We start from the raw sequence: 19,853 nt of genomic DNA, 5'->3' as shown, positions 1-19,853 counted from the left end.
TCTCAAGCCCGCTGGGTTACCATACCCGGCCGGACGCGGCGCCCTGCTGCGCGCAGGAGTTCGCATGGCCCACCCGTTTGAAACACTCACCCCCGACCTGGTCCTCGACGCCGTCGAAAGCATCGGTTTTCTCAGCGATGCGCGCATTTTGGCGCTCAACAGCTACGAAAACCGCGTGTATCAGGTGGGCATCGAAGATTCCGAACCGCTGATCGCCAAGTTCTACCGGCCCCAGCGCTGGACCAACGAAGCGATCCTGGAAGAACACCGCTTCACCTTCGAACTGGCTGAGTGCGACGTGCCGGTGGTCGCCCCGCTGATCCACAACGGCGCAAGCCTGTTCGAGCACCAGGGTTTCCGCTTCACCCTGTTTCCACGCCGTGGCGGCCGCGCGCCGGAGCCGGGCAACCTCGACCAGCTGTACCGCCTCGGGCAATTGCTCGGTCGCTTGCACGCGGTGGGGTCCACCCGCCCGTTCGAACACCGCGAAGCCCTCGGCGTGAAGAACTTCGGTCACGATTCCCTGACCACCCTGCTCGAAGGCAACTTCATTCCCAAGAGCCTGCTACCGGCCTACGAGTCCGTGGCGCGCGACCTGCTTAAACGTGTGGAAGAGGTCTACAAGGCCACCCCGCACAAGAACATCCGCATGCACGGCGACTGCCACCCGGGCAACATGATGTGCCGCGACGAGATGTTCCACATCGTCGACCTGGATGACTGCCGCATGGGCCCTGCGGTACAAGACCTGTGGATGATGCTCGCCGGGGATCGCCAGGAATGCCTGGGCCAACTGTCGGAATTGATGGATGGCTATCAGGAGTTCCACGACTTCGACCCCCGGGAACTGGCCCTGATCGAACCCTTGCGCGCCCTGCGCCTGATGCACTACAGCGCCTGGCTGGCGCGGCGCTGGGACGACCCGGCCTTTCCCCACAGCTTCCCGTGGTTTGGCAGCGAGCGCTATTGGGGTGACCAGGTGCTGGCGTTGCGTGAGCAGCTGTCGGCCCTCAACGAAGAACCCTTGAAACTGTTCTGAGGAACGCGACGCTCTCCTGTAGGAGCGAGCTTGCTCGCGAAAAACCCGAGAGCGCCATTGGGCAACAGGCCTCCCGCGTTATCGTTGACGATCTTCGCGAGCAAGCTCGCCCCTACAGAAAGCAGGTCCCCATTGCCTGACAAATATCCTTACAATCGCGCTTTGTAAGCTGCCTGAGCAAGGATTCCGCATGCACGCCGCCAACCCCCGCAAGGGTTACATCCTGGGCCTGAGTGCCTATGTCATCTGGGGCCTGTTCCCGCTCTATTTCAAAGCCATTGCCAGTGTCCCCGCCGCCGAGATCATCGTGCATCGCGTGCTGTGGTCGGCACTGTTCGGTGGCTTGCTGCTGATGGTGTGGAAACACCCGGGTTGGTTTCGCGAACTGCGCGACAACCCCAGGCGCCTGGCGATCCTCGCCCTCAGCGGTTCGTTGATCGCGGCCAACTGGCTGACGTATGTATGGTCGGTCAACACCGGGCGCATGCTGGAAGCGAGCCTGGGTTACTACATCAACCCGCTGGTCAACGTACTGCTGGGGATGCTGCTGCTCGGCGAACGCCTGCGCCGCCTGCAATGGGTGGCCGTGGTTCTGGCGGCGGTCGGTGTGGCGCAACAGGTGTGGCAAGTGGGCAGTTTGCCGTGGGTATCGCTGGTACTGGCGCTGACCTTTGGCTTCTACGGGCTGATCCGTAAACAGGCGCCGGTCAAAGCCCTGCCGGGGCTGGTGGTGGAGACCTGGATGCTGGTGCCGATTGCCATCGCCTGGTTGCTGTTCAACCCGACGGCCCACAGCGCACAGCTGGAATTCTGGAGCACCTCCGAAGCCTGGTGGCTGGTGGCCGCAGGCCCGGTGACGCTGATCCCGCTGGTCTGTTTCAACGCCGCCGCGCGGCATCTGCCTTACACCGCACTGGGATTTTTGCAGTACGTAGCGCCCACCCTGGTGCTGCTGGAAGCCGTGCTGCTGTTCGGCGAACACCTGGCGCCCAGCACGCTGACCGCCTTTGCCTTTATCTGGGCGGGCCTGGTGGTGTACAGCGTGGATATCTGGCTGAGCGTGCGCAAACGCTGATCAAAAAACGCTCAAAGCTCTGCAAGCCTTAGCCGGCCTGGCTTGCAGACATTGACCCAAAGGTTATCCACAGGTCCATGCAAGATTTCCATGCATAACCTCATGGGTGCTCATTCATCGTTGCGCAATTCCACCATCAGATCGTCTGCCAGGGTTTCCAGGGACGCCTGCAACGCCTCCAGGGACAAGCTTGACGGCACTTGCAACAAGGCCTCGGCGTTGAACAGCGGATCGCCGCTCATCGGGGCCGGGCGCACGTCGGTGCTCAAGCGCTCCAGGTTGACACCCTGCTTGCTCAACAGCGCAGTGATCTCCCGCACGATGCCGGCGCGATCATTGCCCACCAGGGTCATCACAATCGATTTGGAGGCCGATGCCTGGCCGGAACTGCCCTCGCCCACCAGCACGCGAATGCCGTGGGTGGATAAATCCTCCAGCGCCCCCACCAGTTCCTGACGGTTTTCTGCAGGAACGCTGACGCGCAGAATCCCGGCAAACTGCCCGGCCATATGGGCCATGCGGCTTTCCAGCCAGTTGCCACCCTGGGCGGCGATGGTGTGCGCGATGCGTTCAACCAGGCCGGGTTTGTCGGCGGCAATAATTGTGAGTACAAGATGATCCATGGCGAAATACCTCGGGTGCGATTCCTGTAGGAGCGAGCTTGCTCGCGAAGGTCATCAACGATAACGCGAAAAAACTGACATCAGCGGTACTCTCAGGTTTTTCGCGAGCAAGCTCGCTCCTACAAGGTGGACGCGCGGTTGTTCGAAAACAAATCGTGTACCATTTTTATATTTATCTGGAACAATCCAATAGTTTTTTGAGAACATCCGATTCTCCGCTGTGACCGTCCGACCAAAGTGGGTCGCTAAACGACGTATTTAGTCTAATTTTCACAACCGCAAGTCATCATGTAGTATGCCCAACCGTGCACTACATAATGAAAATCTGAAAAAGCGCATAAGCTCCGCAGAGTGAGGCAAGCAATGACTGAACACGTTCAAGTCGGTGGCCTGCAGGTCGCCAAAGTCCTGTTCGACTTCGTGAACAACGAAGCCATTCCCGGTACCGGCATCACTGCCGACCAGTTCTGGGCCGGTGCCGACAAGGTCATTCACGACCTGGCGCCGAAGAACAAAGCCCTGCTCGCCAAACGCGACGATTTCCAGGCGCGCATCGATACCTGGCACCAGACCCATGCCGGCCAGGCCCACGACCCGGTGGCCTACAAAGCCTTCCTGCAAGACATCGGATACCTGCTGCCAGAAGCCGCAGACTTCCAGGCCTCGACCCAAAACGTCGACGACGAAATCGCACGCATGGCAGGTCCCCAGTTGGTGGTGCCGGTGATGAACGCCCGCTTCGCCCTCAATGCCTCCAATGCACGTTGGGGTTCGCTGTATGACGCGCTGTATGGCACCGATGCCATCAGCGAAGCCGACGGCGCGGAGAAGGGCAAGGGCTACAACAAAGTGCGCGGCGACAAGGTCATCGCCTTCGCCCGCGCCTTCCTCGACGAAGCCGCGCCGCTCAGCGCCGGCAGTCACGTCGACTCCACCGGCTACAAGATCGTCGACGGCAAGCTGATCGTCAGCCTCAAGGGCGGCAGTAACAGCGGCCTGCGTGACGACGCGCAGTTGATCGGGTTCCAGGGCCCTGCGGCCGAGCCGATTGCGATCCTGTTCAAGCACAACGGCCTGCACTTCGAGCTGCAGATCGACGCCGGCACCCCGGTCGGCCAGACCGACGCCGCCGGCGTCAAAGACGTGCTGGTGGAAGCTGCGCTGACCACCATCATGGACTGCGAAGACTCCGTCGCCGCCGTGGATGCCGACGACAAAGTGGTGATCTACCGCAACTGGCTCGGCCTGATGAAGGGCGACCTGGCCGAAGAAGTGGCCAAGGGCGGCAAGACCTTCACCCGCACCATGAACCCTGATCGCGTCTACACCGGCGTGGATGGCAACGACGTCACTCTGCACGGCCGCTCACTGTTGTTCGTGCGCAACGTTGGCCACTTGATGACCATCGACGCGATCCTCGATAAAGACGGCAACGAAGTGCCGGAAGGCATCCTCGACGGACTGCTCACCAGCCTGGCGGCGATCCACAGCCTCAACGGCAACAGCTCGCGCAAGAACAGCCGCACCGGCTCCGTGTACATCGTCAAACCGAAGATGCATGGCCCCGAAGAAGCGGCGTTCACCAACGAGCTGTTCGGCCGTATCGAAGACGTGCTGAACCTTACGCGCAACACGCTGAAAGTCGGGATCATGGACGAGGAGCGCCGCACCACGGTCAACCTCAAGGCCTGCATCAAGGCGGCCAGCGAACGGGTGGTGTTTATCAACACCGGCTTCCTCGACCGCACCGGCGACGAAATCCACACCTCCATGGAAGCCGGCGCCATGGTGCGCAAGGCCGCCATGAAATCCGAGAAGTGGATCGGCGCCTACGAAAACTGGAACGTCGATATCGGCTTGAGCACCGGCCTGCAAGGGCGCGCCCAGATCGGTAAAGGCATGTGGGCAATGCCCGACCTGATGGCCGCGATGCTCGAACAGAAAATCGCCCACCCACTGGCCGGCGCCAACACGGCCTGGGTACCGTCGCCAACGGCGGCTGTGCTGCATGCATTGCACTACCACAAGGTCGATGTGTTCGCCCGCCAGGCCGAGTTGGCCAAACGCGAGCGTGCCTCGGTGGATGACATCCTGACGATTCCCCTGGCGCAAAATACCGAGTGGTCCGAAGAAGAGATCCGCAACGAACTGGACAACAATGCCCAGGGCATTCTTGGCTATGTGGTGCGCTGGATCGACCAGGGCGTCGGTTGTTCGAAAGTGCCGGACATCAACGATGTGGGCCTGATGGAAGACCGCGCCACCCTGCGCATTTCCAGCCAGCACATTGCCAACTGGCTGCGCCATGGCATCGTCAATGAAGCCCAGGTGATGGAAAGCCTCAAGCGCATGGCGCCGGTGGTGGACCGCCAGAATGCCGGGGACGCGCTGTACCGCCCGCTGGCGCCGGATTTCGACAGCAACATCGCGTTCCAGGCGGCGGTGGAGTTGGTGATTGAAGGGACCAAACAGCCTAACGGTTACACCGAGCCGGTGCTGCACCGCCGGCGTCGGGAGTTCAAGGCTAAAAATGGCCTGTAAATGAAAAAAGCCCTGATCGTGAGATCGGGGCTTTTTATTTGGGGGCTGTGGTGGCTGGACTGGCGCTATCGGGGGCAAGCCCCCTCCCACATTTTGACCGCGGCGAAGCTCAAGTGTGGGAGGGGCGGTGCGACGATTCGACTTGCCCCCGATGAGGCCATCACACTCACCACAAAAATCAGGAATCCATCCCCAACTCCCGCTTCACCAACTTCGCCAACTTCTCGCTATCAATCGGCTTGAGCAAAAAGTCCACCACGCTCAAATGCATCGCATCAATCACATCCGGCGCTTCGGCGTCCCCGGATATGATGATGATCGGCAACGCCGCACGGGGCGACTCGCGCACCTGGCGGATCAACTCCAAACCGTCGCTCGGCGCCATGCGCAAATCGGTGATCAGCAACCCAATGGAACTGTGCGACTTCAACAACGCCCACGCGCTCTCCCCGTTGTCAGCCGTCATGCAGCGAATACCGTCCAGCCCGAGGATTTCCGCCAACAGTTCACGCGCATCCTTGTCGTCGTCCACGATCAACACGCGTTGTGGCGGTAAATCAGGCTCCAGCATCACGGCGCTCAGCGCCTCGCGCTCGGCATCACTCAAAATATCGTGGTCGGACATACGTTTCTCAGCAATTCTTATCAATCTCCCAGCACTCGTCAGACATCTGCGGAAGGGCGAACAATGTGCACTTCGTCGGAAAGTTTGCCTAGTGGGCGTTCTACGGGTTTTGGACGATAGTCATGTAAGGCTTTTCCCTAGTTTTGCGCAGGGGTCCCCGACCTAGACTTACGTCCAATGGGCACCCGCCGTGCAGCAGTCGACCATGCAGCACGATAACGACAAAAAAACTGCGGTCACTGTTATGAGTAAAGCTGATGCTTTCACGCAGGCGGGTAAAACCGCCGTGTTGCAGAACATCCACGGCACCCTGCAATTCCTGCAGCGCTTCCCGCCGTTCAACCAGATGGAAAATGCGCACCTGGCGTTTCTGGTGGAACAGTGCCAACTGCGTTTCTACGGCCCCGGCGACAGCATCCTCAAACCGTCGGGCGGGCCGGTCGAGCATTTTTATATCGTCAAGCAGGGCCGCGTGGTCGGCGAGCGGCCGGACTCAACAGACCCCACGTTCGAAATCACCACCGGCGAGTGTTTCCCCCTCGCCGCCCTGCTCGGTGAACGCGCCACCCGCACCGAGCACAAAGCCTGCGAAGACACCTTTTGCCTGCAACTGAACAAGATGGCGTTCATCAAGCTGTTTGCCCTTTCCAGCCCGTTTCGTGACTTCGCCCTGCGCGGCGTCAGCAGCCTGCTCGACCAGGTCAACCAGCAGGTGCAGCAAAAAGCCGTGGAAACCCTCGGCACCCAATACTCGTTGAACACTCGCCTGGGTGAGCTGGCCATGCGCCACCCAGTCACCTGCAGCCCGGACACTGCGCTGCGCGAAGCGGTACGGCTGATGCACGAGCAGCAGGTCGGCAGCATTGTGATTGTCGACGAACACAAGGCGCCGCTGGGCATCTTCACCCTGCGTGACCTGCGCCAGGTAGTGGCCGACGGCACCGGTGATTTCAGTCAAAGCATCGCCGGTCATATGACCCAGGCGCCGTTCTTCCTGAGCCCGGACCACAGCGCGTTCGACGCGGCGATCGCCATGACCGAGCGGCATATCGCCCACGTATGCCTGGTGCAGGACCAGCGCCTGTGCGGCGTGGTCTCGGAGCGCGACCTGTTTTCCCTGCAGCGCGTCGACCTGGTGCATCTGGCGCGGACCATCCGCAACGCATCCCGTGTGGAACAACTGGTGGCGATCCGCGGCGAGATCGGCCAGTTGGTCGAACGCATGCTGGCCCACGGTGCGTCGTCTACGCAGATCACCCACATCATTACCTTGCTTAACGATCACACCGTGTGCCGGGTCATCGAGCTGACCCTGGCGGAAAAAGGCGACCCCGGCGTGCCCTTCAGCTGGCTGTGCTTTGGCAGCGAAGGCCGCCGTGAACAGACGCTGTACACCGACCAGGACAACGGCATCCTGTTCGAGGCCCGAGACGCCGTGGAAGCCGCCGAGATTCGCGAGCGCCTGCTGCCCCTGGCGCAGCAGATCAACCAGAGCCTGGCGCTGTGCGGCTTCAGCCTGTGCAAGGGCAATATCATGGCCGGCAACCCGCAGTTGTGCCTGTCACGGGCCGAATGGGCCCGCCGGTTTGCCGCGTTCATTCGCGAAGCCACGCCGGAAAACCTGCTGGGTTCGAGCATCTATTTCGACCTGCGCGTGGTGTGGGGCGATGAGCAGGGTTGCGAGCAACTGCGCCAGGGCATTCTGGATCAGGTGGCGGACAACCGGCTGTTCCAGCGCATGCTGGCCGAGAATGCCTTGCGCCAACGCCCACCCGTAGGGCGCTTTCGCGAGTTTGTGCTGACGCGCAAAAGCGGGGAAAAGGCCACCCTGGATCTCAAGGTACAGGGCCTCACGCCGTTCGTGGACGCTGCGCGTGTGTTGGCCCTGGCCCATGGCATCCACGCCAACAATACGTTGGAGCGGCTGCGCCAGTTGGTCGCCCGGCAGGTGATCGAGCGGCTGGACGGCGCGGCATATGAAGAGGCTTACCACTTCATTCAACAAACCCGCATGCAGCAGCATCAGATGCAGACCCGGGAAAACCTGCCGTATTCCAACCGCGTCGATCCCGACAGCCTCAATCACCTGGACCGGCGCATCCTGCGCGAATCCCTGCGTCAGGCCCAGCGCCTGCAAAGCAGCCTGACCTTGCGGTATCAGCTGTGAGCCTGTTCAACTGGTTGCGCGCGAAAAAACCGCGGCTCGATGCGGCGCAGCAGCTACGCCTGGGCCAACTGCCCGCTCCCGCCGCACTGGGCAATGAGCCCTTGCGCAGCCAGCGCTGGGTGGTGGTCGACCTGGAAACCAGCGGCCTGCACCTCAACCGTGACCAGGTGCTGTCCATCGGCGCCGTGGTGATCGAGGACGGCGCGGTGGATTTCTCGCAGATGTTCGAACGCACCCTGCAACGCACCGCCAGCAAACTCAGCCCCAGCGTGTTGATCCATGGCCTGGGGCCCAGCGCCATCGCGGCCGGCAGCGACCCGGTGGATGCGCTGCTCGATTTCATGGCGTTCGTGGGCGACAGCCCGCTGCTGGCCTTCCATGCGCCGTTCGATCAACACATGCTGGGCCGGGCGCTCAAGGAGAGCCTGGGTTATCGCCTGGTGCATCCCTTTCTCGATGTGGCCGATATCGCCCCGCTGCTGTGCCCCGAGGCGAACATCCGTGAGGCCGGTCTGGATGAGTGGATCAACCATTTCAACTTGCAGGTGGGCGAGCGCCATCACGCCAGCGCCGATGCACTGGCCACGGCGGAGCTGATGCTGATCCTGTTCAGCCGTGCACGCCGTCAACACATCGACACGCCCCAGGCGCTGCAGGAGCGCTTGAGCCAATGGCGACGGCGTAAACAGGCGCCATCGTTTTAGTGGCATTGCCCGACAGACGCCAATTGCGCCCACATCACTGCTCTGACACAATCGCGAATAATTCTCGTTAGTTTAAACTTTATTCGGTGATGCCTTGTCGTCGGCCCAGACCCCACACAGTGAGCTTGTTGGCGCGTTGTATCGCGACCATCGTGGCTGGCTGTTGGCCTGGCTGCGGCGCAACGTGGCCTGCCCGAGCCGCGCCGAAGACCTGAGCCAGGACACCTTCATGCGCCTGCTCGGCCGTGACGGGCTGCGCGAACCCCGCGAGCCACGCGCCTTCCTGGTAGCGATTGCCAAGGGTCTGCTGTTCGACTACTTCCGCCGCGCCGCCCTGGAACAGGCCTACCTCACCGAATTGATGCTGATCCCGGAAAGCGAACACCCATCGCCCGAAGCACAGCAACTGATCCTCGAAGACCTCAAGGCCATCGACCGCCTGCTCGGCAAACTGTCGAGCAAAGCCCGCGCCGCCTTCCTCTATAACCGCCTCGACGGCCTGGGCCATGCAGACATCGCCCAGCGCCTGGGTGTGTCGGTGCCGCGCGTGCGCCAGTACCTGGCCCAGGGCATTCGCCAGTGCTACATCGCGTTGTATGGCGAGCCATCATGAGCCTGATCAGTGGCAAGCCGGTGTCGGCGCGCGTGCTGGACGCCGCGATTGCCTGGCAGCTGTCCCTTGATTCCGGCGACGGCGGCGTGGTGGAACAGGAAGAGTTCGCCAAGTGGCTGGCCAGCGACGAAGAACACGCCCGCGCCTGGCGCCAGCTGGGGATGCTCGACCAGCGTTTCAGCGCAGCGTCCGGCCCCGCGCGAGCCGCGCTGTTGCACTCCCACGACAGTGCGCGCCAGCGCATGCGCAAACTGGGCCGTGGCCTGGCGAGCATTGTGCTGGTGTGCGGGCTGGCATTGTTTGCCGGTGAGCGCTATGTGCCCATCCACTATTGGCTGGCCGATCAACGCACCGCCACCGGTGAGCAGCGCACCCTTGAGCTGGCTGACGGCACCCGGATCAGTCTCAATACCCACACGGCCATCGACGTGCGCTTCGACGATAAACGCCGCGTGATTGTGTTGCAGGAGGGCGAAATCCTGGTCGAGACCGGCCATGACGATGCGCGTCCATTCTCTGTACAGACCCGCGACGGCAACCTGCGGGCGCTGGGTACGCGGTTCATCGTGAGACGCGAAGACCACGCCACGCGCCTGAGCGTGCTGCAATCGGCGGTGGCCGCCCAGCCTGAAGCACTGCCTCAGGAACGGATTTTCAAGGCCGGCCAGCAAGTTCTGATGCGCAGCGATAGCCTTGGTCCTGCGCTTGCCGTCTCACCGGGCAGCGACGCCTGGACCCGCGGCATGCTGGTGGTCGACAACGCCCGCCTGGGCGATGTGGTGGCTGAACTCGGGCGTTATCGCAGCGGTTATCTGGGCGTGGATGACAGCGTGGCCGACCTGCGCATCACCGGCAGCTTCCCGCTGCACGACACCACCCTGGCGCTCAATGCGCTGTTGCCGACCCTGCCGGTGCGGATCGAGCAGCACACGCCGTGGTGGGTGACCGTCAAGGCTAGGCCTTAGGTTCTTCGGCTTCTGAAGACCGCCATCGGGCCCTACCCAAAAAATATTTTCACCCCGCCCTATCACTTTCCGATTCTCGTCCGGCACCTAGGCAATTGAGAAATATTTCCATTCAGGAGCCACCCATGTCCCGCACGCTAGACACTCTGTTGCGCCCCAGCCTGTTAGCCGTGGCCATTGCCCTCGGTGCCCCGCTGATCAGCCCCACGCTGGTTGCCGCCGAACAGTCCGCCAGCGTGCGCGCCTACAACCTGCCGGCCGCCCCACTGGCCGCCACCCTGAACCAGATTGCCAGCCAGGCCGGTCTCGCGCTCACCCTCAACCCGACGCTCGCCGCCGGCAAGACCTCGGCACCGGTCAAGGGCCAATTCGATGCCCAGGGCGCATTGCGCGAAGCCTTGCGCGGAACCGGGCTGCAACTGGAGCAGAGCAGCGCCGGGACCTTTACCCTGGTGGCGATTGCGGACGGCGTGGTGGCATTGCCGCAGACCAGCATTATTGGCCAAGGTAATTACGAGAGTGCCTGGGGGCCGGTGGAGGGCTATGTCGCCACTCGCACTGCGGCGGGAACCAAAACCGACACAGCCATCGCAGAATTGCCCCGCTCGGTCACGGTTATTACTCGCCAGCAAATGGATGACCGCTCCGTTCTCAACCTTAACGACGCATTGCGCTACACCGCAGGCGTGCAAAGCAGCGGCTATGGCTCGGATTCCCGCAGCGATTGGTTGCTGGTAAGAGGATTCGTCCCCACTCAATTCCTCGATGGCCTACCCCTGCCGAAAGGCAACTATGCCACGCCAAAAATCGACACTTGGAACCTTGAGCGAATTGCCGTCCTGCGCGGCCCGGCATCGTCTGTCTACGGGCAAACACCGCCGGGGGGGTTGCTGGATATGGTCAGCCGACGTCCCCAAGCCGAAGCCTCGAACGAAATTGAGGTGCAGGCCGGCAGCAATAACCACAAGCAGATCAACTTCGATAGCACGGGCAAAATCGACGACGAAGGCCAATTCCTCTACCGCGTCAGCGGCGTCGTGCGCGACAGCAATACTGCGGTGGACCATATCCCCGACAAGCGCTACAACGTTGCCCCCAGCCTCACTTGGAACATCAACGACGATACCAAGCTGACGTTGCTCACCCAGTTCACGCGCGACGATACCGGAATCACTGGACAGTTCCTGCCACTGCAGGGCACCAAACTAAGCTCGCCTGCCGGAAAAATCTCCCACCACAAGAACCTGGGTGATCCTGAATGGGAATTTTATGATCGCACCTACTACGCACTTGGCTATGCCTTCGAAACACGCTTGAACGATACGTGGCAGTTTCACCAGAACCTGCGCTACACCAAGAATGACTTGTCGTTCCAAGGCATAACCGCCGGTGGCGCGTTCTTCCCGAATGGACCTGAAGTCGCGGTCGACGCTGACGGTAATGTGAGTCGCTCCGCCGGCAAGGTCGATGAGAATGTCGGACAATTTGCTGTAGATAACAATTTCCAGGCCGACTTCAAGACCGGCTCGATCAGTCATACGCTATTGCTGGGGCTCGACCACCAGCGCTCGGACAGTGACGCACGCTGGCTGTGGGGCTCGGGCGGTGTACCCACCATCAACTTCAACCGCCCGGTATATGGGCAGGACTTTTCCAAGGTCCAGTACTTCACCATGTACGACTACACCCAGAAAACGCAACAGACCGGCCTCTACGTCCAGGACCAAATGGCGCTGGACAACTGGCGGCTGACCCTGGGTGGGCGCGAGGACTGGGTACACACTGGCACAACGTTCCATAATCTGAACGACGCTACCAATACTCAGCGTGACAAGCACTTCAGCGGCAACGCAGCACTGAGCTACGTCTTCGAAAACGGCATTACGCCGTACCTGTCGTACGCCGAATCATTCCAGGCAGGGTCGGGCACCCAAGTGGGCAGCACCGGGGCGTTCAAACCCACCGAAGGCAAGCAGTACGAAGCCGGGCTCAAGTATCAGCCGCCCGGCACCCAAGCCCTGTTCACCGCAGCGGTGTTCGACCTGACACAACAAAACACCTCCGTCACAGAAGGCAGTATCACTCGTCAGGTGGGTGAGGTACGGGTCCGAGGTCTGGAGTTGGAAGCCAGCGCTGACGTCACCGAAAGCCTCAAGCTGGTGGGCTCCTATACGTACAACGACAGTGAAATTACCGAGGGTGCAGCCGCTGAAAAGGGTAATCGGCTGAACCAACTGCCTCGCAACCAGGCTACCGGGTGGGCAGATTACACCTGGCGCAGCGGAATGCTGGATGGCTTCGGTGTCGGCGCAGGCGTGCGCTACGTCGGCGACACTTATGGCAATGCCGCCAACACCGAACTGGGCCATGTAGGCTCCTACACCGTATACGACGCCTCAGTGCACTACGACCTTGGCCGTTTGAACAGCACCATGAAAGGTGTGACCGTAGCCGTTGACGCGAAAAACATCTTCAACAAGGACTACTTGTCTACCTGCGACGGCTTCTACTGCTACTACGGAGATCAACGTAATGTGGTTGCCAGCGTGAACTACAAATTCTAAGACGGTGAACAACCGCTGATAGAGGGCCGCCTGAACCGCGGCCCTTTTGCCTTTGGAGCCGTGATGAAAAGCAAAACCATCCGCCGCTGGTCCTTCATCCACACCTGGACCAGCCTGATCTGCACCGTATTCTTGCTGCTGCTCGCCCTTACCGGTCTGCCGCTGGTGTTCCATCACGAGATCGATCACCTGCTGGGCAACGAACCCGAGCTCAAGCAGATGCCCGCCGATACGCCGCAGCTCAACCTGGAGCAGCTGGTGGCCAAAGCGCAGGCGCATCGCCCCGGCGAGGCCATGCAGTACCTGGCCTGGGACGAGGATGACAAGAACGGTGTCATCGCGATCATGGCCGCCACGGCCGGTACCGAGCCGAATGCGTCGCATACCTTCATGCTCGATGCACGCACCGGCGAAACCGTGGAGATGCCGTCAGCCAATGGCGGGCTCACCCTGTTCCTGTTGCGCCTGCATGTGGACATGTTCGCCGGGCTGCCCGGCAAACTGTTGCTCGCATTCATGGGCGTGCTGTTCGTGCTGGCGCTTGTCTCGGGGACGGTGCTGTACCTGCCGTTCATGCGCCGCTTGAAGTTCGCCACCGTGCGCCAGGACAAATCCACCCGCCTGCGCTGGCTCGACCTGCACAACCTGATCGGCGTGGTCACCCTGACCTGGGCGCTGGTGGTGGGTGTGACCGGTGTGATCAGCGCCTGTGCCGACCTGATCATCGCCGCCTGGCGCCAGGACAGTCTCAGCGCCCTGATCGAACCCTATAAAGACGCCCCGCCGCTGACCCAACGCGCGCCGGCCAGCGATTTGCTGAGCATCGCCGCCAAGGCTGCGCCCGGCATGCAACCGGACTTTATCGCCTTCCCCGGTACGCGCTTCTCCAGCGAGCATCACTACGCGGTGTTCATGAAAGGCAGTACCCACCTCACCTCCCATCTGCTCACACCGGTATTGATCGACGCCGGCACCCTGGCCGTCACCGCCATCGCCCAACGGCCGTGGTACATGGACGCCATGGGCATGTCCCAGCCGCTGCACTTCGGAGACTACGGCGGCATGCCGATGAAAATCCTCTGGGCGCTGCTGGATGTGCTGACCATCGTGGTGCTGGTCAGCGGCATTTACTTATGGATCGTGCGACGCAAGGCGGGCAAGGCATGAAGCCGCGGCAGTCGAATTTCTGGAAGGTGTTCGGCATCCCGCTGGGGATTGGCCTGCTCAGCGCCGCCGGGTTGTTTGCGGCGTTGCTGGGGGATGGGTGGTGGGATTCTTTGAGTTGGGTGGGGTTGGGCATTCCGGCGGCAATTGCGGTTTACAAGCTACGGTAGGAGCGAGCTTGCTCGCGAAAAACTTGAGAGCGCCGCGTCAAACCTGATGCGCTGCGTTATCGTTGACGTCTTTCGCGAGCAAGCTCGCTCCTACACAGGGAATATCCATGTCCGCGCCCAGCATGACCTTGTTCCACAACCCCGCTTCACCGTTCGTGCGCAAGGTACGCGTGCTGCTGGTTGAAACCGGCCAGCAGGACCGCGTCGCGCTGCACGCCTGCATGCCAACCCCGATCAGCCCGGATGCGCAGCTGCTACAGGATAACCCGGTCGGCAAGATCCCGGCCCTGCGCCTGGCCGACGGTTCGGTGTTGCATGACAGCCGGGTGATCCTCGATTACTTCGACCACCAGCACGTCGGCAACCCGCTGATCCCCCGCGACGGCTCGGCCCGCTGGCGCCGCCTGACCCTGGCCTCGATGGCCGACGGGATCATGGACGCCGCCGTGCTGGTGCGCTACGAAACCGCCATGCGCCCGGTGGAGAAGCACTGGGAGCCGTGGCTGGACGAGCAGCGCAACAAGATGCGGCGTGCACTGGCCGAGCTGGAACAGGACGCCATCGCCGAACTGGCCAGCCACTTCGACATCGCCGCCATCAGCGTGGCCTGCGCCCTGGGCTACCTCGACTTCCGCCACCCGGACCTGCACTGGCGCGCGGATAACCCCAAGCTGGCCGCCTGGTACGCCGAGGTCAGCCAGCGGCCTTCGATGCAGCAGACCCAACCGCCTGCCTGATATCACCCATGTGGGTCCGTCAGCAGTCCGGTTTGTCGGCGGTGTAGCGACGCGCCGGGTTCACCGCCGCACCGAATTCACGCAGGGCCTTGGCGCCGATCAGCAGCGGATAGTTGAAGCTGCTGCGGTCGGTAAGGTTGACCTCCACGGTACGCTTGACGTCGCCCAGGCACATTTCCAGGTCGATCACCGGGCGCTTGGCCACGCTGGCTTCGTCCTTGTCTTCATCTTCGTCGGCGCGGCTCTTGATCTTGCTGATGCGTGACACCTTGTGTTCGTAGACCTTGTTACCCGCATCGCTGCCGCCGAGGCGGAAGCGCACCCAATCGTCGCCATCACGGGTGAAGGTCTCGATGTCACGGGCCGACAGCGAGGCGGTCAGCGCGCCGGTGTCCATCTTGGCCTTGAAGGTCTGGCCGATTTCCGGCAACTGGATGTATTCGTAGCGACCGTAGAGGGTCGGTTCGGCGGCCATGGCAGGCGCAGCAGCCAGAACGGGAATAGCTAGGGCAAACGCGGCAAGGAGCAATTTCACGGCATGATTTCCTCGAAAGAAGTGGCGAATTCTAGACCGCACACACAGCACTTAGTTGGATGACCGAGCATAACCGGCACATTGTGAAACATTCGTCCGGCCATTTGCGATTTGGCCTCTAGACTCACCTTGCTTATGATGGCAAGCCCACAAGATTCCAAGAGTTATTTATGCGCCGCCTGCTCACCGGCTGTCTGGTCACACTGCTGCTGTTGCTCAACACGCTGATCCTGATCGGCCCCTTGATGGTGTTCGCCCTGCTCAAACTGGTGGCGCCGGGCCGCTCGCGTGACTATGCGTCCTGGGCAGTCATGTGGATCGCCGAGACCTGGGCCGAGATCGACAAGCTGATTTTCGCCGTGTGCATTCCAACCCAATGGGATATTCGCGGCGGTGAGAACCTGCGGGGTGATACCTCTTACCTGGTCATCAGCAACCACCAGTCCTGGGTGGATATTCCGGCATTGATCCAGGCGCTGAACCGGCGTACGCCGTTCTTCAAATTCTTCCTGAAAAAAGAGCTGATCTGGGTGCCCTTCCTCGGCCTGGCCTGGTGGGCACTGGATTACCCGTTCATGAAGCGCTACACCAAGGCGTTCCTGGCCAAACACCCGGAGCTGGCAGGGCAGGACCTGAAAATCACCAGGGAGGCCTGCGAGCTGTTCAAGCGCCAGCCGGTGACCGTGGTCAATTACCTGGAGGGCACGCGGTTCAGCGAGGCCAAACGCGCACAGCAGGATTCACCGTTCAGCCGGCTGCTCAAGCCCAAGGCCGGCGGCGTCGCGTTTGTGCTGGCGGCAATGGGTGAGCAACTGGACGCCATCCTCGACGTGACCGTGGTCTACCCACAACCCAGGATTCCAGGGTTCTGGGATTTGATCAGCGGCGCGGTGCCGAAGGTGATTGTGGATATCCGCACCCGTGACCTGGACCCGGCGTTGTGGCAGGGGGATTACGAGAACGATCCGGCATTTCGCCAGACCGTCCAGAACTGGGTCAACCAGCTCTGGAAGGAGAAGGATGCGCGCATCGAACAATTGCGCGCCGAGCAGCCTTAGCTGCCGGTGCCCCAGGCCTGGGCCAGCTTGCTCAGCAATGAGCTGTTGGCACCTTGACCGCCCAGGTATTGCAGGATCACCGGGGCAAACTGGCCGATCATGCCGCTGTCCATGCCCAGGGCGCTGAATGCGGTGTTCAAGTCATTGGTGTTTTTCACGTTACCCAGCAGGCCGTCCAGGCCACTGGTCTTGCTGCCGCCGTTCTGGCCGAGCATCCCGCTCAAGGCGCCGAGGCTGCCCAATGCATTGTTACCCGACAGTTGATCGAGGCCTGGCACGCTGTTGCCCAGCTGCGAAAAGTCGTTGCCGCTCAGTTTGTTCTTGGCAAGGCCCAGCATGGCGCCGGTGCCGCCGACCGCTTGCTCGGGGGTGATATTGAGTTGCGAGGTCAGGGCCGTCAGCAGCTCGGCCGTTTCCGATGTCGGCGCGGCGGCGGCAGCTTTGTTGTTGCCACCCTGCATGCCGGAAATGGCGTTGGCTGCATCGCCAAGGCTGAAACCTGCGGCGAAGACCGGGCCGGCGGCCACGCTCAACAGGCAGGAAAGGGCAAAACCGCGTGAAATCTTCATCAAGACAACCTCAGGAGATAGGTGCAAAGCACGCTTTGGACTGGGTATACCGACGGATGTTCCGGAACCCATTGGGGATAAGCGGGTCCATGAACTGACTACAAAATTTGTCAGGAAGAGACTTATGACTGCGATCCACCCCGAAGCGATTGAGCACAAGCCTGCATTCTGGAGCCGCCCTCGCCTGTTCATTGGCGCCTGCGCGGTGGTTGTTGCCGGTATTGGTGGCGCGCTCTACACCCAGGACAGCGTCAAGTCCGCGGCGACCCTGGTGACCACCACCCAGCAGCCGGCCGCACAAATCATGGCCCACAAGGATTACCTGGAAGTGCAGCCGATTGCCGCCACGGCACCTGCACCGGACCAGAGCCTGGAGCTGTGGGCAATTCCCAAAGATGGCACGCCTGTGTCCCTGGGCCTGTTGCCGGAGGACGGCAAGGGCATCATCGGCCTGAACCCGCGCCAGCAGGAAACCATCAGCAAGCCGGTGGAGTTGATGGTCAGTTCGGAGACCAAGGGTGGTTCCATCAGCAAACAACCCACAGGCCCGACCGTCTACCAGGGCGCACTGGCCACACGCTGATCCCCCAACCACTACAAAACCCATGTGGGAGGGGGCTTGCTCCCGATAGCTGTAGTTCAGTCACAACTTTACTGACTGAGCCACCGCAATCGGGAGCAAGCCCCCTCCCACATTTGTTTTTCAGTGCCAGAGGCGTTCACCTGCACTCTTAAATGCCATTCGAAATAAAGCTTATTTTCTTTATAAAAAATCACACTAACTAACTGTCATTTCTGACAGTAGACGCTATTGACAGGGCATTCGAAGATCCAGGCTCCACTCGCAACTGAAACCAGAAGGATTTGAATGATGAAATCGCATTGACGGCGGGCGCTTTCACACTGCTTGCACTGATGGGGAATGCCTACGCGGACACGGCAACTTGCCCACCCATCTCGACCATCAAGCAAACAGCAATGGAGGGCGGTGGGTACTCTTACAAGGCGCCTGGCCCCAACGGTCTCACCTGGGAAGGTGAGAACCCGCAAGCAAAACCCAACTACTTGGATGACTCCAAATTCACTGACGCCAAGTACAAAGCCGAAACCAAAGCGGTCATTTGCAGCTATGAGGGAGAGGGTGATGCCGGTGTAAGGGTCACGCTGAAACCCGTCAACGACTGGGCTGCGGCATCGGGCACACAATGGGATGGCGGCTTCTGCAAAAGTACGGACATTTCCAAATGTTCGTTCACTTACAAATAATGGATTTTTTCACTTAGCAGGATGCGCGGCCACGGGTTTGAGCATTATTTGCAAAAGAGAAGGGCGACCCGCGGGTCGCCCTTTTCATTCGTTCAACGCTTTACGCCGCACTGAACAGCTTATGCGGATCGATCACAAACTTCTTCGGCACACCCGCATCGAACTCGCCATAACCGCGTGGCGCGTCATCCAGGCTGATGACCTGCACGCCGACGATCTCGGCAATGTTGATACGGTCCCACATGATCGCCTGCATCAGTTGGCGGTTGTACTTCATCACCGGCGTCTGCCCGGTGTGGAAGCTGTGGGATTTGGCCCAGCCCAAACCAAAGCGAATGCTCAAGCTGCCCATTTTTGCAGCGGCGTCGACGGCACCTGGATCTTCAGTGACGTAGAGGCCGGGGATACCGATCTTGCCGGCCACGCGCACCACGCCCATCAGCGAGTTGAGCACGGTGGCCGGGGCTTCGGCCTTGACGCCGTCGTGGCCGTGGCCGCGTGCTTCAAAGCCGACGGCATCGACGGCGCAGTCCACTTCCGGCTCGCCGAGCAGCGCGGCAATCTGTTCGTGCAATGGCGTGTCGGTGGACAGGTCGGCGATCTCGAAACCCTGGGCCTTGGCGTGGGCCAGGCGGATCGGGTTGACGTCGCCGATAATCACCACGGCAGCGCCCAATAGACGTGCTGACGCGGCAGCGGCCAGGCCGACCGGGCCGGCACCGGCGATGTAGACCGTGCTGCCAGGGCCAACGCCGGCAGTGACGGCGCCGTGGTAACCGGTGGGCAGGATGTCGGAGAGGCAAGTCAGGTCACGGATTTTCTCCATGGCCTTGTCGCGGTCCGGTAGTTTCAACAGGTTGAAGTCGGCGTAAGGCACCAGCGCATATTCGGCCTGGCCGCCCGTCCAGTCGCCCATGTCGACATAGCCGTAGGCACCGCCCGGGCGCGCCGGATTGACACTCAAGCACACGCCGGTGTGCATTTCCTTGCAGGAGCGGCAGCGACCGCAGGCTACGTTGAAGGGGACAGAGACCAGGTCGCCGATCTTCAGGTTTTCGACGTCGCTGCCCTTCTCGATCACTTCGCCAGTGATTTCATGCCCCAGCACCAGGCCGGTCTGGGCAGTGGTGCGGCCGCGCACCATGTGTTGGTCGGAGCCGCAGATGTTGGTGGAAACCACGCGCAGGATGACGCCATGCTCGATCTTCCTGCCGCGCGGGTCCTGCATTTTGGGATAGTCGATTTTCTGTACTTCGACCTTGCCGTTGCCGAGATACACGACACCACGATTACCAGACATGCTTTCACCTCGCTGTTGTTTTTATGGAACTGCGTTGCCCGTTGAGTGGGCAGCGCGTTAAGTGCTTGGGTACAGATGCTGTTTCTTGTGTTGTGGGTGAGGGCCTCATCGGGGGCAAGCCCCCTCCCACAGGGGAAC

General features: G+C 61.2%; 19 protein-coding genes. 14 read left to right on the top strand and 5 right to left on the bottom strand.

Annotated features, from left to right (window positions below; translation table 11 throughout):
* The first annotated feature begins 64 nt into the window (after positions 1-64).
* Together BFQ00_RS18025 and rarD are read left to right on the top strand one after the other, a co-directional pair.
* Positions 65-1,039 carry a serine/threonine protein kinase gene (locus BFQ00_RS18025; protein WP_003176519.1) on the top strand — a complete coding sequence of 325 codons (975 nt, stop codon included), beginning with the start codon at positions 65-67 and terminating at the stop codon, positions 1,037-1,039.
* 190 nt (positions 1,040-1,229) lie between these two features.
* Complete coding sequence (rarD, locus tag BFQ00_RS18020; RefSeq protein ID WP_065934285.1) at positions 1,230-2,114, top strand: EamA family transporter RarD; 885 nt, start codon at positions 1,230-1,232, stop codon at positions 2,112-2,114.
* Positions 2,115-2,224: 110 nt separating this feature from the next.
* Here rarD and BFQ00_RS18015 read toward each other — a convergent pair whose 3' ends face one another.
* Entirely contained in the window at positions 2,225-2,737 is a 513-nt protein-coding gene (locus tag BFQ00_RS18015) for a glycine cleavage system protein R (protein WP_065934284.1), read from the bottom strand.
* A gap of 363 nt (positions 2,738-3,100) precedes the next feature.
* On the opposite strand from BFQ00_RS18015, the gene BFQ00_RS18010 reads away from it, so the two are divergent.
* Positions 3,101-5,278, top strand: a complete 2,178-nt coding sequence (locus BFQ00_RS18010; protein ID WP_065934283.1) for a malate synthase G — start codon at positions 3,101-3,103, stop codon at positions 5,276-5,278.
* A 178-nt stretch (positions 5,279-5,456) separates the two neighbouring features.
* Here the strand turns inward: BFQ00_RS18010 and BFQ00_RS18005 are convergent, their stop codons facing one another.
* Positions 5,457-5,903 carry a response regulator gene (locus BFQ00_RS18005; RefSeq protein WP_065894120.1) on the bottom strand — a complete coding sequence of 149 codons (447 nt, stop codon included), beginning with the start codon at positions 5,901-5,903 and terminating at the stop codon, positions 5,457-5,459.
* A gap of 244 nt (positions 5,904-6,147) precedes the next feature.
* Between BFQ00_RS18005 and BFQ00_RS18000 the strand changes: the two genes are divergently transcribed.
* The 8 genes from BFQ00_RS18000 to BFQ00_RS17970 all read left to right on the top strand — a co-directional run bounded on the left by BFQ00_RS18000 (position 6,148) and on the right by BFQ00_RS17970 (position 14,987).
* Complete coding sequence (locus BFQ00_RS18000; protein ID WP_170827567.1) at positions 6,148-8,070, top strand: putative nucleotidyltransferase substrate binding domain-containing protein; 1,923 nt, start codon at positions 6,148-6,150, stop codon at positions 8,068-8,070.
* The gene (locus tag BFQ00_RS17995) at positions 8,067-8,774 is read left to right on the top strand and encodes a 3'-5' exonuclease (RefSeq protein ID WP_065885462.1); all 708 of its coding nucleotides are present in this window, start codon (positions 8,067-8,069) and stop codon (positions 8,772-8,774) included. The genes BFQ00_RS18000 and BFQ00_RS17995 overlap by 4 nt, the downstream gene beginning before the upstream one ends.
* A 94-nt stretch (positions 8,775-8,868) precedes the next feature.
* The gene (locus BFQ00_RS17990) at positions 8,869-9,387 is read left to right on the top strand and encodes an RNA polymerase sigma factor (protein WP_057723624.1); all 519 of its coding nucleotides are present in this window, start codon (positions 8,869-8,871) and stop codon (positions 9,385-9,387) included.
* Positions 9,384-10,352 (top strand): FecR domain-containing protein, encoded by a 969-nt coding sequence (locus tag BFQ00_RS17985; protein WP_065934281.1) that lies wholly within the window; start codon positions 9,384-9,386, stop codon positions 10,350-10,352. The genes BFQ00_RS17990 and BFQ00_RS17985 overlap by 4 nt, the downstream gene beginning before the upstream one ends.
* Positions 10,353-10,477: 125 nt before the next feature.
* Positions 10,478-12,916, top strand: a complete 2,439-nt coding sequence (locus tag BFQ00_RS17980) for a TonB-dependent siderophore receptor (protein WP_065934280.1) — start codon at positions 10,478-10,480, stop codon at positions 12,914-12,916.
* Positions 12,917-12,979: 63 nt separating this feature from the next.
* On the top strand, positions 12,980-14,083 hold the full coding sequence (locus tag BFQ00_RS17975; protein WP_065934279.1) for a PepSY-associated TM helix domain-containing protein: 1,104 nt from the start codon (positions 12,980-12,982) through the stop codon (positions 14,081-14,083).
* Complete coding sequence (locus tag BFQ00_RS29685) at positions 14,080-14,250, top strand: hypothetical protein (protein WP_165386097.1); 171 nt, start codon at positions 14,080-14,082, stop codon at positions 14,248-14,250. Before BFQ00_RS17975 ends, BFQ00_RS29685 begins: the two co-directional genes overlap by 4 nt.
* Before the next feature lie 107 nt (positions 14,251-14,357).
* Entirely contained in the window at positions 14,358-14,987 is a 630-nt protein-coding gene (locus BFQ00_RS17970; protein WP_065885458.1) for a glutathione S-transferase, read from the top strand.
* A gap of 19 nt (positions 14,988-15,006) precedes the next feature.
* Here the strand turns inward: BFQ00_RS17970 and BFQ00_RS17965 are convergent, their stop codons facing one another.
* The gene (locus tag BFQ00_RS17965; protein ID WP_065934278.1) at positions 15,007-15,462 is read right to left on the bottom strand and encodes a retropepsin-like aspartic peptidase RloA2; all 456 of its coding nucleotides are present in this window, start codon (positions 15,460-15,462) and stop codon (positions 15,007-15,009) included.
* Between the two features lie 230 nt (positions 15,463-15,692).
* Between BFQ00_RS17965 and BFQ00_RS17960 the strand changes: the two genes are divergently transcribed.
* Positions 15,693-16,580, top strand: coding sequence for an acyltransferase (locus BFQ00_RS17960; protein WP_065934277.1), 888 nt, complete (start codon positions 15,693-15,695; stop codon positions 16,578-16,580).
* On the opposite strand, the gene BFQ00_RS17955 is transcribed toward BFQ00_RS17960, so the two are convergent.
* Positions 16,577-17,149, bottom strand: coding sequence for a DUF2780 domain-containing protein (locus BFQ00_RS17955; protein ID WP_065934276.1), 573 nt, complete (start codon positions 17,147-17,149; stop codon positions 16,577-16,579). The two genes, BFQ00_RS17960 and BFQ00_RS17955, sit on opposite strands and share 4 nt — an antisense overlap.
* A gap of 124 nt (positions 17,150-17,273) precedes the next feature.
* Here BFQ00_RS17955 and BFQ00_RS17950 point away from each other — a divergent pair, with 124 nt between their 5' ends.
* Both BFQ00_RS17950 and BFQ00_RS17945 read left to right on the top strand, forming a co-directional pair.
* The gene (locus BFQ00_RS17950; RefSeq protein WP_065894111.1) at positions 17,274-17,732 is read left to right on the top strand and encodes an anti-sigma factor domain-containing protein; all 459 of its coding nucleotides are present in this window, start codon (positions 17,274-17,276) and stop codon (positions 17,730-17,732) included.
* Positions 17,733-18,013: 281 nt separating this feature from the next.
* Complete coding sequence (locus BFQ00_RS17945) at positions 18,014-18,415, top strand: DUF3757 domain-containing protein (protein ID WP_065934275.1); 402 nt, start codon at positions 18,014-18,016, stop codon at positions 18,413-18,415.
* A 100-nt stretch (positions 18,416-18,515) separates the two neighbouring features.
* Here the strand turns inward: BFQ00_RS17945 and fdhA are convergent, their stop codons facing one another.
* Complete coding sequence (fdhA, locus tag BFQ00_RS17940; RefSeq protein WP_065885453.1) at positions 18,516-19,715, bottom strand: formaldehyde dehydrogenase, glutathione-independent; 1,200 nt, start codon at positions 19,713-19,715, stop codon at positions 18,516-18,518.
* Positions 19,716-19,853 lie beyond the last annotated feature (138 nt).

The sequence above is a fragment of the Pseudomonas sp. 28 E 9 genome (assembly GCF_900004785.1).
GTDB lineage: Bacteria > Pseudomonadota > Gammaproteobacteria > Pseudomonadales > Pseudomonadaceae > Aquipseudomonas > Aquipseudomonas orientalis_A.
The sequence above is the reverse complement of the archived record's forward strand: the minus strand, read 5'-3'. Positions and strand labels throughout refer to the sequence as shown.

Bases quoted from the DNA above. Each gene is read 5' to 3' on its own strand.
- BFQ00_RS17980 (WP_065934280.1), top strand. From the start codon at position 10,478: ATGTCCCGCACGCTAGACACTCTGTTGCGCCCCAGCCTGTTAGCCGTG.
- BFQ00_RS17955 (WP_065934276.1), bottom strand. From the start codon at position 17,149: ATGAAGATTTCACGCGGTTTTGCCCTTTCCTGCCTGTTGAGCGTGGCC.
- rarD (WP_065934285.1), top strand. From the start codon at position 1,230: ATGCACGCCGCCAACCCCCGCAAGGGTTACATCCTGGGCCTGAGTGCC.
- BFQ00_RS18025 (WP_003176519.1), top strand. From the start codon at position 65: ATGGCCCACCCGTTTGAAACACTCACCCCCGACCTGGTCCTCGACGCC.
- BFQ00_RS17970 (WP_065885458.1), top strand. From the start codon at position 14,358: ATGTCCGCGCCCAGCATGACCTTGTTCCACAACCCCGCTTCACCGTTC.
- BFQ00_RS18010 (WP_065934283.1), top strand. From the start codon at position 3,101: ATGACTGAACACGTTCAAGTCGGTGGCCTGCAGGTCGCCAAAGTCCTG.
- BFQ00_RS18015 (WP_065934284.1), bottom strand. From the start codon at position 2,737: ATGGATCATCTTGTACTCACAATTATTGCCGCCGACAAACCCGGCCTG.
- BFQ00_RS18000 (WP_170827567.1), top strand. From the start codon at position 6,148: ATGAGTAAAGCTGATGCTTTCACGCAGGCGGGTAAAACCGCCGTGTTG.
- BFQ00_RS17950 (WP_065894111.1), top strand. From the start codon at position 17,274: ATGACTGCGATCCACCCCGAAGCGATTGAGCACAAGCCTGCATTCTGG.
- BFQ00_RS17960 (WP_065934277.1), top strand. From the start codon at position 15,693: ATGCGCCGCCTGCTCACCGGCTGTCTGGTCACACTGCTGCTGTTGCTC.
- BFQ00_RS29685 (WP_165386097.1), top strand. From the start codon at position 14,080: ATGAAGCCGCGGCAGTCGAATTTCTGGAAGGTGTTCGGCATCCCGCTG.
- BFQ00_RS17975 (WP_065934279.1), top strand. From the start codon at position 12,980: ATGAAAAGCAAAACCATCCGCCGCTGGTCCTTCATCCACACCTGGACC.
- fdhA (WP_065885453.1), bottom strand. From the start codon at position 19,715: ATGTCTGGTAATCGTGGTGTCGTGTATCTCGGCAACGGCAAGGTCGAA.
- BFQ00_RS18005 (WP_065894120.1), bottom strand. From the start codon at position 5,903: ATGTCCGACCACGATATTTTGAGTGATGCCGAGCGCGAGGCGCTGAGC.
- BFQ00_RS17985 (WP_065934281.1), top strand. From the start codon at position 9,384: ATGAGCCTGATCAGTGGCAAGCCGGTGTCGGCGCGCGTGCTGGACGCC.
- BFQ00_RS17965 (WP_065934278.1), bottom strand. From the start codon at position 15,462: ATGGCCGCCGAACCGACCCTCTACGGTCGCTACGAATACATCCAGTTG.